This is a genomic window from Trinickia symbiotica (assembly GCF_003028655.1).
Taxonomy (GTDB): Bacteria; Pseudomonadota; Gammaproteobacteria; order Burkholderiales; family Burkholderiaceae; genus Trinickia; species Trinickia symbiotica_A.
This window is the reverse complement of the sequence record NZ_PYUC01000031.1, coordinates 1-18,261: the sequence shown is the minus strand read 5'-3', so window position 1 is coordinate 18,261 and position 18,261 is coordinate 1. Positions and strand designations below refer to the sequence as shown.

Below are 18,261 nucleotides of genomic sequence, written 5' to 3'. Positions count from 1 at the left end.
GTGTTGGGGCTTGCGGTGGTTGCGGGGTGGCCGGTTGGCGCGAGTGCCGCGGCGGCGCCGGCTGGGTTGGATGTCGCGCGTAGCAATGCCTGTCTTGGATGCCACGCGATCGATCGGAAGCTCGTCGGGCCCGCGTTTGCTCAGGTTGCTGCGAAGTACAAGGGTGATCCGCAGGCGCAGAAGCGGCTCGAAGCTAAGGTTCGCGATGGCGGAAGCGGCGTTTGGGGCGTGATTCCTATGCCCGCGCATCCTCGGATGAGTGACGCGGACATCAAGACGGTCGTGCAGTGGGTGCTCGAAGGGGCACCTTCCAAGTGATTCGACCCACCGCATAGGTGCTGCGGCCGCCCTCGCTTGCAATTGGCCGCAACCCATGTGCTACAATCGCAGCTTCGTTGGGGCGGTAGCTCAGCTGGGAGAGCGTCGCGTTCGCAATGCGAAGGTCGGGAGTTCGATCCTCCTCCGCTCCACCAACCGATATTCCAGGCAGTTCCGAAGTATTCAACAAACCCCGCGTAGCGTAAGGCTCGCGGGGTTTTTCGTTTGCATTCTTGGAGCGTGGGTTCCGTTTGCAGTCGGGGGCATTTCGGCGCAGGCTTGGGGGGCATTCGGGCAGGTTGCCTAGCTCGCCCGAATTTTGTGCACCCACATCACGGAGGCGCCCCCGTGCCTCTTACCGATCTGGAAGTTCGCCGAGCCGCGCCGCGGGAGAAGAAATATCGCATCTCGGACGGTCGCGGCATGTATTTCGAGATCACGCCTGGCGGCGGAAAGTACTGGCGCCTCAAGTACCGCTTCAATGACCGGGAAAAACGACTGGCGCTAGGCGTCTATCCTGACGTCACGCTCGCCCATGCGCGTCGCAAGCGCGACGAAGCGCGCGCGATGCTGGCCGACGACATTGACCCGGGGCAGGCTAAGAAGGAGAAGAATCGCCTAGCCCGGCTGAATGCCGCGACGACCTTCGAGGCGGTCGCATTGGAGTGGTTCGAGAGGCAGGCGCCAGGTTGGGCCGCAAGTCATTCCGAGAAGATCATGGGGCGGCTGAAGAAAGGCTTGTTTCCGTGGCTTGGGTCACGCCCCATTGCCGATATCACGCTTCCTGAGGTGCTCGAAGTGCTACGTCGGGCCGAGTTGCGCGGAGCTCACGATGCTGCTCATCGACTACATCAGAACTGTGGGCAGATGTTCCGCTACGCCGTGGCCACAGGGCGCACCACTCGCAATGTAAGCGCCGTCCTACGTGGAGCGCTGCGACCGAACCGGCACACACATTTCGCGTCGATCACTGATCCCGTAAAGGTCGGCGAGACGCTGCGCGAATTTGATGGCTTCTCTGGGACGCTTATCGTACGCGCTGCGCTCCAATTGGCGCCGTTGCTGTTTGTGCGGCCCGGCGAACTCAGACAGGCCGAATGGGCGCACCTTGAGCTGCGGTGCAGATCCTGAAAGAGTTGCGGGCACTCACCGGGCATATGGGAGCGAATTGTGCCGGCCGCAAAGACCTATATGCGGGGCGTAGGGGGCTCGTCAGCATCGACCCCGAGACGACGGGGGCGTCCGCCGGACCCTGAAATCGCCGCTCGGCCGCCCTTGACCGCGAGGTCAGGGCGGTGGCGCGCGTGCTGGGGCTGCGCCCGACGAACTCACTCATCCTGCGATGCGCAGCCAGCCCTTGGGCGTTGCTTCATACACCTGGCCGCGCCCGGTGCCGATCCCACGCCCTCTCTGGAGGAAGCAGAGTGTGCAAACATTGGCACCGATTCCGCCCTTGAAGATCGCATCGACCATGAAGCGAAGCGGCACAAAAGAGTGACCGCACAGATCGCAATTATCGATGTCGCCGCGCCAATAGAGCTCTTCTTCTGGCCGCGGCACGTTCTCTAGCATCGCCGCCAGGTGCCGCTCGGCAACATTGTGGTCGTTGTTGACGAACTCCTGGATCGTCTGCGCGAAGCCCTGATCGACGGTCATGAAGATCTCGACGAGCTTGCCCACCTCCTCGTGATGCTCATGGATTAAGAGGTTCAGCGAGCGGATCTCGCCCTTCACCGGCACGATCGACGCCCCTTGGACACGCACGCGCTCGGGCTTGCCGCCGGTTTCGCGGAATACCGCATAGCGCAAGCCGAGATCGGTCATGATGTCCCGGTTCATCGTCCGATTCTCGCCGAAATGGCAGGCGAGGAAATAACCGAAGGTATCGCCCGAAAAATGCTCTGCCATGACCTTGTCGAAGTCGGGGGGCGAGCCGTCCCATTCGGGCAGGCCTATGAAACGTTCGATTGCGCCCTCATGCTCGATGTCCAGACGGAAGGTCGGGACATAGCCGGGAAAGCCGAACGCCGATGCGGCGATTGCGCGCAAGATGTCCTCGGGGCTGTAGGCGATCAGCTCCATCCGCGCGCGGCCCGGCTTACGCTCGGCGTAGCGAATCAGCTGGGTGACAGTCCCCAGCCACGCCTCGTTGAAGAAGAAAATGTTTTCGACCCGCGCGCGCAGCGCCTTCATTTGCGGCGGGCAGTCGGTGCGCGCCGAAAAGCGCAGTCGAAAATCAGACTCGCCGCCATCGCCGCGGATTTCGTCGATGATAGTTGCATCGCTGAGCAACTGGTCGACGAAGCGCCCGAAGCGGTGAACTTGGATGTTGTCCTGGGCGCCCTGCTCGAACCAGCGCCCGCCCTTTTCTGGATTGGAGATGTCTGCGCTATCAGCGCCGATTTCGTGATAGGGCAAACCCAGCGGATGGAGCCAAGCCGCGTCCGACGCCTCTGCCACCCGGTCCTCAAGCTCGGTCAGATCGGCGATGCTCTCGCGAAACTCGGTGAGCTGATCCTCGCTGCAATTGGCCTCGATGAGTGCCAGATATTCCTCGAAGCGAAGCTCGCGCTGCGCGAAATAGAGGAACGAGCGTCCGCCGAGGGCGGGCTTGGTCGGGCGGCTCTGCACCAGCACGAAATCGGTGAGGCCCGAGCGCTTGATCCGCTCGCTCAGCAACGTCACCGCACGCGTCGCCGCCGCCTCGTCGGGAAAGCCCCAAAGGACATGCCGCACGCCGAGCTTACGCTCGGTCGCGACCACCACCGGCATCACGGGATTGATCGCGACCGGGGTCCCGGCATCGTCGAGGACGATCTCGCCGACAGTCACCTCAAACGGCGCCAACGCGGCAAATTCTGCGAACGGCGTTGCGAGCTCGTGCCATTCCACCGACAGCAGGATCAGCCGAACGTCCGTATCCTTGACCAGGAAGCGCTCGCGCAACAGCGGCACATATTTGTAGAGTTCCTGGATCGCCTCGCGGGCTGCTGCGTCGGTGCGCTTGATCTCGATGATTACAAGCTTGCCGTCCCCGTCGCGGGCGAAAATGTCGAGGAAGCCGGAAGAGCCCCGACGATTCGGCAGGTGGAATTCCGTATCGATCAGTGTCAGAGCGGGCTCGATCAGATCGAGATGCGAGGCGAGATGATCGCGTATCTGGGCTTCAGTGATCTTCGGCTTGGCCATAGCTGCTACTCGACGAAAGTCACATGGTTGTTGAGGCTGGAGGCGATGACCGCCGCATGATCCTCAAGCGAGATGCCGCTTGGCGCATTATGGCACTCGACCACGACCTCGGTGCCGTCGCGGTCGGGAACCTGCCGCGTGACGATTGTTATCGTGCGCGAGCGGCGCGCAGAAGGGTCAACGAAGCGGGTTTGCGTCGCACGCAACCGGACATGAGGGATGGCGTCGATTCCGCGCATCACGACGGAGGTGCCGCTGGCGGCTCTGATCGTCTGCCCGCTCTCCGCGGCTTTCGGACGAGGTCGGGCGCCGCTGCTTGCGTTCTGCGCGATGGTTTGCACGAGACTGTGTTGAGGAACTCGCGATCGATCTCGATCTTTGCGATGGCGACGCTAAAGCCGAGGGCGCCAAGGCTGGCAATCGCGTTCTTCAACGTCACCTTCGAGAAGAACGGCAGGGTTTTAGGAATATCCTTCGCGGTGACGATGGCATAGACGACCCGATAATCAGCTGGGTTCGGACGCGCCGCAGGATCTTTGAGCTTGATTCCCTTCGGAAGTTGTTCGTTGAGCTTCGTTCGGAAAACTTCGTCCGCCACGAATGTCTCGGCCCCCACGCTGCCTTGCGCAAACAGATGACTTAACGTCGCCGAGTTCTTATAGACTTTAACGTGGATCAGGTCGCGTCCGTTCCGGACCAGATCGCAAAACTCGATCTTGTCGTAAACGCCGCCAAACTGAACCGTCTTTCGATCGAGCAGTTCATACCCGACGGAATCGGCGGCGACGCATGCATTGTATTCGGTTTCACTGCCATGTTTGTAAACCGGCATTTTGATCGTGTCGATTTCAAGCTTTGAAAGCTGCCCGTCCACTCGTTGGATGAAGCTTTCCTTGATGGCATGCCAATCGCCATTCCGAAGGATGTATGTTTGCGGCCCGCTTGCGATTTCAGCATACAGGCACCGGTAGGCCGTCCACTTCTTCAGTGGATAGAAATGGTCGTCGACGGCGTAGACCAGATGCCTTCTCAGTGCTGTGGCCGTGGGCTCGTCTCCTTGCTCTGCCATATATTCGATCAGGGTTGGCAACTGAAGGGTCTTGTGGATCAGGGTTCGTTCGCGCAGATCGAAAGAGTAGCCAATCTGCGACTCCCAGTCGACGATTTCTGGTTCGCCGAGCCAGATGTTATCGGGGAGGCGGTCCGATCGCAAAAGCGTTGAGAGTTCCATATCTAGTATTTCCAACGTCTCGCTGTCTTTGACTCGCCGCAGATCTTCGATCCATGAGAAGCGATCGGGCAATCTTTCGTCGTATCGGCGAAAGGCCTCAGTGAGCACAGCCGGCAAGTCGTCGAGGGTGATCTCTGGTGTGATCGTCAAAGCGTCCCGTCCGGTGACATGACTGCCGAACAATGGCTCGGTCGATGTCCCCGTTATCGCATAGACCAAGTCGGTTTCCGTGTTGATAAGCAAATCAAAGATGTCGGCGCCCCTCGGACTTTGGCTCCTCATGTTCAAAGGGTTCGATTCATAGCTTGATTTGTCGAGACTTCTCAGCCTCTCGGGATCCGACGAATTGAGCGCCACGCGAAGACCAAAATCACGTACCACGAGGTCAAGGTCGACCATGTGAAAGCCTGTCCCGAACGTCAGTGCGAAGGCGGCGTCGTCCTTGCGAAAAACGAGGACCGCGCCTTCTGAGCGCCTGCCTTCGAAGAGATCTTCGGGCACATCTTGATTCTCGATCAGAAAGTTCGACCAAGCAGGCTGTGTTGGTGGCGGGCTCTTCTTGACGTATAAGCGAGCACTCCCAGACGAGATTTTCAAGTCGACGGGATTTTTTGCCTTGGTGGTATCAACAATCTGCTCGTCGAGAAGCGTAGGATCTTTAACCAGGTAGATGGTCAGACGCTCGCTTTTAGCTTGATGTGCTCCCATCGTTTGCCCCCGCCGAATTCACGGTTTCGGATTTTTTGGTCTCATTAATTTGCATCATGGTTCGTTCGGGAATTTTGCTCTTTTCACATGCGATGTCAATAGAAAGTGAGCTCCAAGGCGGTATAGTTTAAAAGCGTCCAGCGATATCAACCAGACCGGTCAAGCGCCACTGAGATCGGCGAGTGGCCAGATTTGTCACGACGCCCCGAACCGCCGCCGCAGTCGTGGAGGGCTGATTGGTTTGAGTTGGTGCCGACACTGCAACTGCGTTGCAGAGTTGTCGATAGTAGTTGCCTCGACGACGATTATCATCCACTGATATAATCACGACCCGACGTGGGTTTACGCTCTTGGAGCTCTGCATCGTCGGCGTTCGGCAATCGGACGGCTCGCGCCTTTGAGACGTGAGATTCCCGGCATCTGGTTCCGGTCTCTGGCATCGCTGGCCGCGGTGCTCTCAGACGACAGCAGGCGCGTGCTACGGCCCAAGCAACGGCGCTGGCGACTGAATTCTTGGCTCCTGCTTGATTGATGTTCGTGGGCGAAAGGGCTGATATCGCTGTGGCCGACGCAGGAGCGCGAGGGAACAGGCAAGCAGGCATACGGGGAGCCCAACGTGAAACAGGCACTGTCTAGGAAGAGCGCCCAATGAATAAGCAGATGCTCAGTGAAAGGGACATCTGCACGAAGTTCATCACACCCGCCTTGGAAAAGGCCGGATGGGACGTGCTGACCCAGGTGCGAGAAGAATTCCTGCTGACCAAGGGCCGAATCATCGTGCGCGGCAAACTGCATACTCGTGGCCAGCACAAGCGGGCCGACTATGTGCTGTTCCACAAGCCCAACCTGCCCATCGCCGTCATTGAAGCCAAGGACAACAAGCATGCAGTCGGCTCGGGCATGCAACAGGCCCTCGGCTATGCCGAAATGCTGCAAGTGCCTTTCGTGTTCAGCAGCAATGGCGATGGCTTCCTTTTCCACAACAAGATCGCCAAGGACGGTGTCATCGAGCGCGAACTGAGCCTGGACGAGTTCCCCAGCGTCGATACGCTGTGGCAATGGTGGGCAGAGCATCAGGGGCTGAACACGCAGCAACAGGCGTTGGTTGTCCAGGACTACTACAGTGACGGCAGCAACAAGACGCCTCGGTACTACCAGTTGCTCGCCATCAACAAGACTATCGAGGCGATTGCCAAGGAGCAGAAACGCATCCTGCTGGTGATGGCCACGGGGACAGGCAAGACCTATACCGCCTTCCAGATCATCTGGCGCATGTGGAAGTCGCGTACCAAGAAACGCATCCTCTTTCTGGCTGATCGCAACATTCTAGTCGATCAGACCATGACCAACGACTTCAAGCCGTTCGGCGCGGCGATGACCAAGATCCAAAAGCGGCAGGCCAACAAGTCGTATGAGATCTATCTGTCGCTTTACCAGGCCGTTACCGGCACCGAAGAAGAACAGAACATCTACAAGCAATTCAGCCCGGATTTCTTCGACCTGATAGTTATCGATGAATGCCACCGGGGCAGCGCCGCTGTGGACTCCGCCTGGCGCGAGATTCTGGAGTACTTCAACTACGCCACGCAGATCGGCCTGACAGCCACGCCCAAGGAAACCAGGGAGGTTTCCAACATCGACTATTTCGGCGAGCCCATCTACACCTACTCGCTGCGTCAGGGCATCGATGACGGCTTCCTCGCACCCTACAAGGTGGTGCGCATTGACCTCGACAAAGATCTGACCGGCTGGCGTCCCGACAAGGGGATGCTCGACAAGCACGGTAACGAGATCGAAGATCGCATCTACAACCAGCGTGATTTCGATCGCACGCTGGTGTTGGAACAACGCACGCAACTGGTGGCGCACGAGATCAGCGAATACCTGAAAGCGAGCAACCGCTTCGACAAGACCATCGTCTTCTGCGACAACATCGATCATGCCGAACGCATGCGCCAGGCCCTGGTCAATGAAAACGCCGACTTGGTCGCTCAGAGTCATCGCTATGTCGTTCGCATCACCGGCGATAATGAAGAAGGCAAGATGGAGTTGGACAACTTCATCTTCCCGGAAAGCAAATACCCGGTCATTGCGACCACCTCCAAGCTAATGACCACGGGTGTCGATGCCCAGACCTGCAAGCTTATCGTGCTGGACCAGCGCATCCAGTCCATGACCGAATTCAAGCAGATCATCGGCCGGGGTACACGCATTAACGAGGATTTCGACAAGTACTGGTTCACCATCCTCGATTTCAAGAAAGCGACTGAGCTGTTTGCCGATCCTGCCTTCGACGGCGATCCGGTGCAAATCTATGAGCCGAGCCCCGAGGATTCGCCCGTTCCCCCCGAAGACGGAGCGGAGGAGGACGCCTCGTCCGACGAGGACGTCACTTATCCGACAGCAGACGACAATACGACGCCGCATGGTGGCCCGGCCTCGCCTTTTCCGGGCGAGGAAAGCAGTGGCGTTCGCCGCTATGTTGTCGCCAACGTCGACGTCAAGGTGGTGGCCGAACGGGTGCAGTATTTCGACGCCAACGGCAAGCTGATCACTCAATCCTTGAAGGATTACACCCGCAGCGCTTTGGCCAAGGAGTTCGCCTCGCTCGATGACTTCCTGCGCCACTGGGGTAAGGCCGAGAAGAAGCAAGCCGTCATCGACGAGCTGGCCAATCAGGGAGTCTTCTTCGAGGCCTTGGCCGAAGAGGTCGGCAAGCAATCCGGTAAGGACTTCGACCCCTTCGATCTTCTATGCCACGTCGCCTGGGACCAACCTCCACTGACTCGCAGGGAGCGCGCCGAACAGGTCAAGAAACGTCATTACTTCGCCAACTACGGTGAGCAAGCGCAAAAGGTGCTCGAAGCCCTGCTCGACAAGTACGCTGACGAGGGTGTGGCCGCGATCGAGGAAACGCAAATCCTCACCATCGCCCCGTTCAACCGTCTGGGCACGCCCATAGAGCTGATCCGAGCCTTTGGCGGCAAAGATCAATATCAAGAGGCCGTCAATGAGCTCGAACGTGAGCTCTACCGCGCCTGAACAGAAATCAGGAAGTAGCTATGTCTCTCGCCACTCTTATCAAATCCATCCAGGACATCATGCGTAAGGATGTCGGTGTCGATGGCGACGCCCAGCGTATCAGCCAGATCTGCTGGTTGCTGTTCTTAAAGATTTTCGATGACAAAGAGCAGGAATGGGATGCCACGCTGTCTAACTATCGCTCGCCGTTGCAAAGCCGTTTTCGCTGGAGCAACTGGGCCAAAGACCCCGAGGGCATGACCGGCGAGGAATTGATCGACTTCGTCAACAACGACCTCTTTCCATCGTTGAAACAACTCGCCACCAAGGCGGGCGTATCGGCGGCTGGCCGTGTAGTCGGCTCGGTGTTCGAAGACGCTTACAACTACATGAAGTCCGGCACGCTGCTTCGCCAGGTGATCAATACGATCGAAGAAGACGTGGATTTCAACAAATCCAGCGACAGGCACCTGTTCAACGACATCTACGAGAAAATCCTCGCTGACCTACAGTCGGCGGGAAATGCCGGCGAATACTATACTCCGCGTGCGGTCACGCAGTTCATGGTTGATATTCTCGACCCGAAATTGGGCGAGAGCATTCTTGACCCGGCCTGCGGAACGGGCGGCTTCCTGACCTGCGCCATCGAGCATCTCAAGAAGCAGGTCAAGACACCGGAAGACAACCGGCTGTTGCAAGAGGACATCCACGGGGTCGAGAAGAAGCCTCTGCCGCATATGCTGGCCATGACCAACATGATGCTGCACGGCATCGACGTGCCTACCCGTATCCGCCACGACAATACCCTCTCCCGCCCCTTCAAGGACTATGGCCCGCGCGACCGGGTGGACATCATCATCACCAACCCACCGTTTGGTGGCATGGAAGAGGACGGTATTGAGAAGAACTTCCTCGCCAAGCATCAGACCCGCGAGACCGCCGACCTGTTCATGGCGTTGATCATGCACCTGCTCAAGCACGACACGGGCCGTGCCGCGGTGGTGCTGCCCGACGGCTTCCTGTTCGGAGAGGGGGTGAAGACTACGCTCAAGCGCGAACTGCTCGAAGAGTTCAACTTGCACACCATCGTGCGCCTGCCAAAAGGCGTGTTCGCCCCCTACACCAGCATTGCCACCAACATCATGTTCTTCGAGAAGGGCGGCCCCACACAGGAAGTGTGGTTCTTCGACCATCCCTACCCGGAAGGCTACAAGAGCTACTCCCGTTCCAAGCCGCTGACTATCGAAGAGTTCGATCGCGAGAAAGCCTGGTGGGGCGCCCCACAACGCAAGGGGCGCAAGACCACTGAGCATGCCTGGAAGGTCTCAGCCAAGGACCTTGCCGCTCGCAACTACAACCTAGACTGCAAGAACCCGCACGAGGTAGTAGTCGAACTCGGTGACCCGGACCAACTGATGGCCGAATATCAGGACATCAGCCGCCAGTTGAAGGCCGCTCAACAGGCGCTGAAAGCCGAACTGCTGGCAGCACTCAAGTCCACGAGCGGGGGGGCGGCATGAGCGACAAGCCCGTGTCCCTCGTTCCTGCGCCGGAAGGCTACGCCAACTGGCTGGGCGAGCTGAAGAACCGCATTCATAGTGCGCAGCAACGTGCCGCACTGGCCGTTAATCGCGAACTGGTACTGCTCTACTGGCAGATCGGCCGTGACATCCTGCAGCGGCAGGCTAAGCAAGGCTGGGGGGCTAAGGTCATCGAGCGGCTGGCGCATGACCTGAGGACGGCCTTTCCCGAGATGAAGGGCTTTTCCCGCGCCAACCTCATGTACATGCGCTCTTTCGCCGACGCCTGGCCGGACGCGGCAATTGTCCAACAGGCTGTTGGACAATTGCCGTGGGGCCACAATCTGGTGTTGCTGGCCAAGCTAAAACAGCCAGAACAGCGCTTGGCCTACGCCCGACGTGCCGTGGAGCAGGGTTGGTCGCGCGCCACACTGGAAATCCATATCGAATCCCGGTTGCTGGAACGGGAGGGGCAGGCGATTACCAACTTCGCTGATCGTCTGCCAGCACCGGGGACCGATCTGGCTCGGCAGTCCCTCAAGGATCCGTACCTGTTCGACTTCCTGGATGTCGGCCAGGAGGCCAATGAACGGGAAATCGAGGCGGCGCTGGTCAAGCACATCACCCAGTTCCTGCTGGAGCTGGGTGCAGGTTTCGCGTTCGTCGGCCGCCAAGTTCATCTGGAAGTGGGCGGTGACGATTTCTTCATCGACCTGTTGTTCTACCACCTCAAGCTGCGCTGCTACGTGGTAATCGAGTTGAAAGCCGAGAAGTTCAAACCCGAACATCTCGGCCAGTTGAGCTTCTATCTCACCGCCGTGGACATGCAGGTCAAGGCCGAGCACGACAATCCCACCATCGGTCTGTTGCTCTGCAAGAGCAAAAACACCGTGGTGGCCGAATACGCATTGCGCGACAAGAGCCAGCCCATCGGCGTGGCGGAATACCAATTGATCGAATCCCTGCCTGAAGAATTGCAAACCAGCCTGCCCAGCATCGAACAGATCGAGCGCGAACTGGGAGGCGAGCATGAATAAGCACGCCGCCGAACTACTGGAAAAGCACTTCGACAAAGCCTTTGCTGCGCCCGATGGCATCAAAAAACTGCGCGAGCTGATCTTGACGCTGGCTATGCAGGGCCGGCTGGTGCCGCAAGACCAGAACGACCAGCCCGCCAGCGAACTGCTGTTGGAGATCGAGGCCGAGAAACAGCGGCGGGTGAAGGAAGGCAAGATCAAGAAACCCAAGCCATTGCCGCCGCTAGCGGAAGATGAGAAGCCCTATGCATTGCCGCAGGGGTGGGAGTGGGTGAGGTTTGGTGAGCTAGTTGAAGTCCAGAATGGACGGGCATATAAGCAGAACGAGCTGCTAAGTACCGGAACGCCGGTTTTGAGGGTTGGGAATTTATTTACCTCAAAACACTGGTACTACTCGAACCTTGATCTTGAAGAAGACAAATACATAGAGAATGGTGATCTTATCTATGCTTGGTCAGCATCCTTTGGGCCGTTTATCTGGCAGGGTGAGCGTGTCATCTATCATTACCATATCTGGAAGTTGAAGTTTTTCATGCCGGCGGCGCCTGAAAAGGCCTTCCTGTACAACTTCCTTCTTGATGCTACGGACAAGATAAAGGCTTCCGGCAGCGGCATAGCCATGCTTCACATGACTAAGGAGCGAATGGAAAAGCTGTTGGTCCCATTACCTCCGCTTAGAGAACAGCACCGCATCGTCGAAAAAGTCGATGAACTGATGACGCGCTGCGATGAACTGGAAAAACTGCGCGCTGCTCAGCTGGGAAGGCTCAGAACCGTACATATCGCCGCTATGAAGCAACTGCTGAACATAGTCGAGCCTGATCAGTATCGGCGTGCCCAAGTCTTCCTCGCCGAACATTTTGGTGAGTTCTACACCGTCAAGGAAAACGTTGAAGAACTCCGCAAGGCGATCCTGCAACTGGCGGTGATGGGCAAGCTCGTCCGGCAGAACTCGAACGATCGTCCGGCCAGTGAGTTGTTGAAAGCGATCGAAGCCGAAAAACAACGACTGGTGAAAGAAGGCAAGATCAAGCAGCCCAAGTCATTGTCTCCGGTCACGGAGAAAGAAAAACCCTATGCATTGCCGCGAGGATGGGAGTGGATAAGAGTTTGGGATATAGCCGAACTTATAACCTCCGGCTCGCGTGATTGGGCTAAATATTATTCGGAAGCGGGTGCGGTGTTTGTAACGATGGGCAATCTTGCCCGTGGAAGCTATCAACTGCGAATGGACGCAATCCGGTACGTATTGCCACCTGTTGATGGTGAAGGATCGAGAACCAAGCTTCAAGAAGGGGATCTTCTAATTTCTATCACTGGGGATGTTGGAAATCTTGGATTGATACCTGAAAATTTTGGAGAGGCATACATTAATCAACACACGTGCCTCCTTAGATTTATGCCATTGTGCAGAAATAGGTATTTTGCGGAATTGATGCGGTCACCATTTGCTAAAGAGCAATTCGATGCGCCCCAACGGGGGATCAAAAATAGCTTTCGGCTAAGTGACGTAGGAGAGATGATCGTCCCGCTTCCGCCATTGCAGGAGCAACATCGTATCGTTGCAAAAATTGATAAATTGATGGCCATGTGCGATTCGCTGGAACGTCAGATTCGTGATGCTACTCAGAAGCAAGCCGAACTTCTGAATGGGCTAGCACGCGCCCAATTACAAGCAATGTATGAAGAAAATCGGACTATCGCGGGGCGGTATAAGAAGGCGGCCGAGATTATTGACTTGACTTCCTATCGCGCCGCGATTGGCTGCTATGTCATCAAAAAGCTCGCCAACGCTCAGTATTTCGGCCGAACCGCTGCCGCCAAGGTGATGTATTTGGCCCAAGCACATATTGGGTTACCTCTGGATCTCAAACCCGAGCGCGAAGCCGCGGGACCACTAGACACCTGGATCTATGATTTTGAGCGACAAGGACAAAATCAAGGCTGGTTTGAGGTCAATGAAAGATCCCTGCCAAGTGGCAGAAAAAAGACCGAGTATCGTTGCTTGTCGGCATTGTCGGAGCTCGTGGAAAAAACTGAAGCACTGATATCGCCCGATAAGAGGGCCGAATTTGACCGCCTGATCTATGCCCTGGCAGACAAGAAGACAGAGGAGATAGAGATCATTGCTACGCTTTTTGCTGTCTGGAACGATTTTCTAATCGATGGCATTCAGCCGAAGGATGAACAGATCGTTGCCGATATGCGGGAAAACTGGCATGCCAGAAAAGCGCGATTCACATCAGAAGAGCTTCATCGATGGCTCAAGTGGTTGCGCAAGGAAAAATTCGTGCCGTTGGGACGGTCACCTAGAACGGTACAGCAGTCTCGACTGCAGCTCACCTGAAGAATTCGTACCGTGTAGCGGGTGGATCAATGGTGGGCATTGGGAAAGATCAGACATTTTGATTTTTTTAGTACGCGATAGTCCAACCTGAACAATCTTCAAAGCCTGTGCGACAAGGATTTTCGGCCTGAACGGTGTTGATGAAATTGCAGGGGCAGGTCATGCAGACGTTGTTGCGATAGATTTCGACACAAATTCAGAGACTCCGAAGTGGACGACCAAACCAGAACCATCGGCGACCAACCAGAGGATCGGCGGGAGATCTCGCTACACGACCTCCTTTCACAGCGCTCCAGGGCGAACGTTCCGCTCTTAACGCCACTGGTCGAGTCGCTGCCATACGAGACAATACAATGGCCGGATTTTGAAAGTCTTTGTGCTCACATTCTACGGGAGGCACCGGACCTTAAGATTCGTCAAGCCTTCCGGTACGGCGTGTTCGGGCAGGACCAGGATGGTATCGATATTGTCGCTACAAGAGTCGATGACGGTAAATACGTTGTTGCACAATGCAAGCGATGGAAGCGTATTACCAGCAGCTCATTGAAAAAGTGGGTGCGTGAGTTTCTGCAAGGAAATCGCGTTGCCGGTGTGGGAAAGTACATCCTTTGTGTCGCGACGATATTGCGCGACACTAAGCTTCTTGACGCATGGCTGGAGCTAGAAAACGAGCTCAAAGTTTATGGCATCGAAGGTGAGCTTTGGGCTGCAGACGAGCTTGATCAACGGCTACGAACCCTACCTGGCATCGTCACTCAATTCTTTAGTCCAGAGCACGCAGCGCGCTTCTGCACCAAGAGAGCTGACGACATGTATCCTGCTCGATACCGGTCGAAGTTCGAGTCTCTATTTGATCGACAGCTTACGTTAGAGAATGAAACGGTTTGTGTTTGCTTCAACTTGCCGAGTGAGCGCTTCCCTCATTTTGGAGGGATTTTTAACTTCGCACGCTCAGATCTGACGGGCATTTCGTTTTCTGTAGGAGGCGACCTCCTGACGCACTGGTTGCAGTGGCGTGCCTATGTACCTTCAAACAGCGATGACCGACCCTACGTGACAAAGTCGTGGACTCCCGGCCGCTTTGTTTTGGCGACGCACAGTACGCGTGTCACTTTGAATGAAGAAGAGGTAGAGCATCTCGACTGGATATTTTATAAGGCTTGGGCGCGTTTTCTGGATGCGGCTGACCAGCTCGAACGGAAGTGGCGTTTTCGCAGATTCGAGCGTCATCACGGAGAGGAGTTGGGATTTGCAATCGGTTTGATTCGTCGCCGCGATTGGACGATGATGCTAGAGTTTGCCAGTGAACACGACTACGCCAACGGCAGTAGCGCGCAACACATTTTTGACCGATCCGGCGCGATGGTAAAGGTATGGTTGGACGCCGATCGACATGGACTCAAGGCCGGCTATCACGTCATGCTTTGGGCATATCCAGAAGAAGGGCTGGCGGCCCAATGGGAAAGCAGTCTTACGCTTGTGTGGCGGCCTCTTCAAGATTTGAACCCCGAAGCACTTGAGTTTGGCCCTGATCACGCTTGGGATGCCGAGTACACCCATCACTGGGTGTTCGGCACGCTGAAACCCTGGGTCGAGGATTGGGCTCGCCGAAAGCACGCGAAAATTCCTGGCCGTTCCTCGTGGTTCAAGCCCGAACCTCGTGTCAGTAGGCCATACGAGTGCGAGCTGATTTCTCTCGCACATTTACCAACCTATACGGTCGGAAGCTCACAGACTCTCGAGCACCTTACGAGGGAGATCACGTATTACCAAAGCCATTTCCATGCGAGGCTTGGTAGTCGGATCCCTCCGGCGATGACTGCATCTGTACTGAAGCTGGTTCGACGGCACCTTGCTGACGTTGGCGAAGGTGACCGCAGGTACATAGCTTCAAACTTCCAGCTCATGGCGGAGTGTCTCGAAGAAGATATAGAGCGGCTTATTCGTGAACAGCCTGAATATTTTTGTCGGGCTAACGGGCTTGAAAGAGCTTTTCGCTGTCTGATTCAGATCTTTAGAGAGAAGGGGGAAATCGATTTGGCAGAGCATGACTACGTCGCACATCAATTGCGACCGATCGCAGAAAGAGTCAAAGAGGATTTGCTCTGTTCAGTATTCGCGACTAGATGAGAAGCTGACGGCGTTTCTTACCTCCGTTTTAAAGGCGTGAGGCGTGTCGATTTCTGTCGCGATGAGCCTGTCCGGACGCGTTGCCACGTCGCTCGACACCTTGGCTGGCTCAGCCGCGAGGAGCGCCGTGCGACCGGGAAAGGTGAGTTTTTTCTGTAACTGTAACGAGGAATTGGTCGCGATTCTTCGTGTCCTTAATCTGGTTTGGAGTAAGCGCTGCGCCGATACCGTGTTGACGGAACTTACTTTCCGCCCCAGCGATTCCAAGCCATGCGTAACAGCGCCGCGTTCGCGGCACGACGATCGAATAGCTCGGCGTTGAAGTCGTTGCCCGTCCAGATCCGGTAATCGTTGGCTTCTTCGCTGTCCGGATCATCGCGTAGCGTATCGAGGAACTGCTGATAGCCGAACGGACCGCCGACATCTTCTGGCGGGCAAGCACGTTCTCCATCGACGATGTGCGCGCAGCCCTTCGGCTCGCCTTCGATGAACTGGACTTTCTCTACGACGATGTCGTGCTCCCAGCCATCGCCGAAGTCGTACTTGTAGACGAACTTTACGCCGGGATAGACGGCTTTCTCCAGCTTGGCTTTGCGATCGTCGAAGGTGTTGTCTGGATCCATCGATTCGAGGACATCATCGAGGTCGAACATTGCATAAATTTTGTCGTCGATCTCGAACTCGTGCAGGTGCGAATCAGTCCAGCCGAACGCAGCCTGCAGGGTGTGATGCACTCTTCGCAACGAGGCGGATCCTTCGATCTGAATGCGGCGCCAGATCGGCGGGTTGATGTCGCGAATCTGAGCGTGAAGGGTGTACAGCCGGAAGGACTTAGCCATGGGATCGGCGAGAAGCAAAGGGCGAGCGCTATTATCGCCTCACTATGCGTCAGCCTTCACGTTCCACGGCAGGAGTTCGTCAATGCGGTTGATCGGATGCTCTGCGATGTGTGCAAGCACATGGCGCAGGTAGGCCTCGGGATCGAGGTCGTTCAATTTGGCCGAGCCGATCAAGCTATAAATCGCGGCAGCGCGTTCGCCTCCAGAATCGGCACCGGCAAAGAGGTAATTCCGGCGGCCGATCGCAACCCCGCGCAGAGCGCGCTCGACCGATAGGTTATCGATCTCAAGTCGCCCATCATCGCAGTAGCGCGTCAACGCCGCCCAGCGGTTGAGGGCGTAAAGAATCGCGCGGCTCGTATCGGATTTGCGCGAGAGCGTGTCGAGCACTTCGCTCAGCCAAATGTGAAGCTGATCGAGTAACGGTTTGGCGTGCGTCTGGCGATAGGCTCGACGTTCATCGGGAGGCTTGCCGCGGATGACCTCTTCGATTTTATAGAGCGCGCCAATTCGCTCGAGTGCTTCGGTGTTGAAGGCATTCGGTCGAGCCGCGTGCAGCTCGTATATCTGTCGCCTCGCATGAGCCCAACACGCTGCTTCGAATACGCGTCCGGTTTCGTAGATGGCTTGATAGCCGCCGTAGGCATCGGCCTGTAGCGTGCCGGCAAACGCTGCAAGATGCTGCTGCGGATGAATGCCCTTGCGGTCAGGCGTATAGGCAAACCATACGGCAGCCGGTGTTGCGTCGCCTGACGGTCGATCGTCGCGTACGTACACCCATAGTCGTCCGGTCTTGGTGGTGCCGTTACCAGGCGCGAGCACCGGCACGGGCGTGTCATCGGCGTGCAACTTCGACGCCGCCATCACGTGGCGCCGAATCGATTCGACCAGCGGTTGCAGCAAGGTCGCGCTATGGCCAACCCACTTGGCGAGCAGCGAGCGATCGAGCTCAACGCCTTCGCGCGCATAGATGACCGATTGCCGGTAAAGCGGAACGTGGTCAGCGAACTTGGAGACGAGTACGTGTGCGAGCAAGCCCGCCCCCGCCAAACCGCGCTCGATTGGGCGGCTCGGCGCTGCTGCCTGCGCGATGTGATCGCAGCAGGAACATGCGAACTTCGGCCGTACGTGGCGGATCACCCTGAAGCTTGCAGGTACGTATTCGAGCTGTTCCGAAACGTCTTCGCCGAGTTGCTTCATCGCAGCACCGCATTTCGTGCAACGCTCTGCCGATTCCGGCAGATAGGTGCGCGTCTCGCGCGGCAGATGCTCGGGCAACGGTTTGCGCTGTGGGACTTCCGGCGCGGTGCGCGCCGTCTTCGGGATCTCGATGGGAGCGGCGCCTTCGTCGGCCTGCAAATCCTCGAGGCGTAGCTCAAGCTGCTCGATCTGACGATCCAGCTTCTCCGATTTGCGGCCGAACTGCATGCGTCGAAGCTTGGCAATGAGCAGCTTCAGGTGCTCGATCTCGGCTGCCCGCGAAGCCAGTGCAGCTTCTTGCGAATCGACCCTCTCTTGTAGTTTGGCCACTTGAGCCTCGCGCTCGCGAAGCGTCGCTGTCTGCTCGAGCAGCATGGCCTTGAGCGTTTCAACGTCGTCGGGAAGTGGGATCGCGCGCGTCATGGGCGCAGTTTACGCGCCCGCGATGACGTTTACAACGCCGAGGTCGGTCGCGCTGTTCGCGTGGGCTGCCGCCAGTCAATGCCTTCGAGCAGCATCGACAGTTGTGCCGGGCTTAAGCAAATGACGCCGCTGTCGGCTTGCGGCCATATGAAACGTCCCTTCTCGAGTCGCTTGTAACTCACCTCGGAATGCAGGCCTTTCCGCGGCCTCGACGCAGCTTGTCCGCATAACCCATCCCTTCCATCCGTTTAGCGGCCGGCAGCTCGTTTGCGTCGGTGAACGCTATAACCGCTCTGGC

The 18,261-nt window shown here is 57.1% G+C and carries 13 protein-coding genes and 1 tRNA gene; 8 read left to right on the top strand and 6 right to left on the bottom strand.

Annotated features, from left to right (window positions below):
• Positions 1-3 precede the first annotated feature (3 nt).
• The 3 genes from C9I57_RS31780 to C9I57_RS31770 all read left to right on the top strand — a co-directional run bounded on the left by C9I57_RS31780 (position 4) and on the right by C9I57_RS31770 (position 1,449).
• Entirely contained in the window at positions 4-318 is a 315-nt protein-coding gene (locus C9I57_RS31780; RefSeq protein WP_258187926.1) for a c-type cytochrome, read from the top strand.
• Positions 319-397: 79 nt separating this feature from the next.
• Positions 398-473: transfer RNA gene (locus C9I57_RS31775), tRNA-Ala, on the top strand.
• A gap of 193 nt (positions 474-666) precedes the next feature.
• A complete protein-coding gene (locus C9I57_RS31770; protein ID WP_258187925.1) occupies positions 667-1,449 on the top strand; it encodes a tyrosine-type recombinase/integrase in 783 nt (260 codons plus the stop codon).
• Positions 1,450-1,650: 201 nt separating this feature from the next.
• Here the strand turns inward: C9I57_RS31770 and C9I57_RS31765 are convergent, their stop codons facing one another.
• The 3 genes from C9I57_RS31765 to C9I57_RS31755 are packed head-to-tail and all read right to left on the bottom strand — an operon-like array spanning position 1,651 to position 5,446.
• Positions 1,651-3,507 (bottom strand): endonuclease NucS domain-containing protein, encoded by a 1,857-nt coding sequence (locus C9I57_RS31765; protein WP_107154468.1) that lies wholly within the window; start codon positions 3,505-3,507, stop codon positions 1,651-1,653.
• 5 nt (positions 3,508-3,512) lie between these two features.
• On the bottom strand, positions 3,513-3,749 hold the full coding sequence (locus C9I57_RS31760) for a hypothetical protein (protein WP_146166300.1): 237 nt from the start codon (positions 3,747-3,749) through the stop codon (positions 3,513-3,515).
• Positions 3,746-5,446, bottom strand: coding sequence for a TIGR04141 family sporadically distributed protein (locus C9I57_RS31755; RefSeq protein WP_107154466.1), 1,701 nt, complete (start codon positions 5,444-5,446; stop codon positions 3,746-3,748). Before C9I57_RS31755 ends, C9I57_RS31760 begins: the two co-directional genes overlap by 4 nt.
• Positions 5,447-6,094: 648 nt before the next feature.
• On the opposite strand from C9I57_RS31755, the gene hsdR reads away from it, so the two are divergent.
• The 5 genes from hsdR (at position 6,095) to C9I57_RS31725 (ending at position 15,501) form a co-directional block, all read left to right on the top strand.
• Positions 6,095-8,488: an EcoAI/FtnUII family type I restriction enzme subunit R gene (hsdR, locus tag C9I57_RS31745; protein ID WP_107154465.1), complete on the top strand. Its 2,394-nt coding sequence runs from the start codon at positions 6,095-6,097 to the stop codon at positions 8,486-8,488.
• A gap of 20 nt (positions 8,489-8,508) precedes the next feature.
• Entirely contained in the window at positions 8,509-9,987 is a 1,479-nt protein-coding gene (locus C9I57_RS31740; RefSeq protein ID WP_107154464.1) for a type I restriction-modification system subunit M, read from the top strand.
• On the top strand, positions 9,984-11,024 hold the full coding sequence (locus C9I57_RS31735) for a PDDEXK nuclease domain-containing protein (protein WP_107154463.1): 1,041 nt from the start codon (positions 9,984-9,986) through the stop codon (positions 11,022-11,024). Before C9I57_RS31740 ends, C9I57_RS31735 begins: the two co-directional genes overlap by 4 nt.
• Entirely contained in the window at positions 11,017-13,371 is a 2,355-nt protein-coding gene (locus C9I57_RS31730) for a restriction endonuclease subunit S (RefSeq protein ID WP_107154462.1), read from the top strand. Before C9I57_RS31735 ends, C9I57_RS31730 begins: the two co-directional genes overlap by 8 nt.
• Positions 13,372-13,581: 210 nt before the next feature.
• Entirely contained in the window at positions 13,582-15,501 is a 1,920-nt protein-coding gene (locus C9I57_RS31725; RefSeq protein WP_107154461.1) for a restriction endonuclease, read from the top strand.
• Positions 15,502-15,743: 242 nt separating this feature from the next.
• Here the strand turns inward: C9I57_RS31725 and C9I57_RS31720 are convergent, their stop codons facing one another.
• From C9I57_RS31720 to tnpB, 3 genes are read right to left on the bottom strand one after another with little or no spacing between them, the layout of a single operon-like run.
• Entirely contained in the window at positions 15,744-16,340 is a 597-nt protein-coding gene (locus C9I57_RS31720; protein WP_107154470.1) for a plasmid pRiA4b ORF-3 family protein, read from the bottom strand.
• Positions 16,341-16,382: 42 nt separating this feature from the next.
• Positions 16,383-17,963 (bottom strand): IS66 family transposase, encoded by a 1,581-nt coding sequence (gene tnpC / locus C9I57_RS31715; RefSeq protein WP_107154460.1) that lies wholly within the window; start codon positions 17,961-17,963, stop codon positions 16,383-16,385.
• A gap of 29 nt (positions 17,964-17,992) precedes the next feature.
• A complete protein-coding gene (gene tnpB, locus C9I57_RS33745) occupies positions 17,993-18,145 on the bottom strand; it encodes an IS66 family insertion sequence element accessory protein TnpB (RefSeq protein WP_219909921.1) in 153 nt (50 codons plus the stop codon).
• Positions 18,146-18,261 lie beyond the last annotated feature (116 nt).

Excerpts from the sequence above, each read along its gene's own strand:
- C9I57_RS31765 (WP_107154468.1), bottom strand. The coding sequence starts at position 3,507 with ATGGCCAAGCCGAAGATCACTGAAGCCCAGATACGCGATCATCTCGCC.
- C9I57_RS31755 (WP_107154466.1), bottom strand. The coding sequence starts at position 5,446 with ATGGGAGCACATCAAGCTAAAAGCGAGCGTCTGACCATCTACCTGGTT.
- hsdR (WP_107154465.1), top strand. The coding sequence starts at position 6,095 with ATGAATAAGCAGATGCTCAGTGAAAGGGACATCTGCACGAAGTTCATC.
- C9I57_RS31740 (WP_107154464.1), top strand. The coding sequence starts at position 8,509 with ATGTCTCTCGCCACTCTTATCAAATCCATCCAGGACATCATGCGTAAG.
- C9I57_RS31735 (WP_107154463.1), top strand. The coding sequence starts at position 9,984 with ATGAGCGACAAGCCCGTGTCCCTCGTTCCTGCGCCGGAAGGCTACGCC.
- C9I57_RS31730 (WP_107154462.1), top strand. The coding sequence starts at position 11,017 with ATGAATAAGCACGCCGCCGAACTACTGGAAAAGCACTTCGACAAAGCC.
- C9I57_RS31720 (WP_107154470.1), bottom strand. The coding sequence starts at position 16,340 with ATGGCTAAGTCCTTCCGGCTGTACACCCTTCACGCTCAGATTCGCGAC.
- tnpC (WP_107154460.1), bottom strand. The coding sequence starts at position 17,963 with ATGACGCGCGCGATCCCACTTCCCGACGACGTTGAAACGCTCAAGGCC.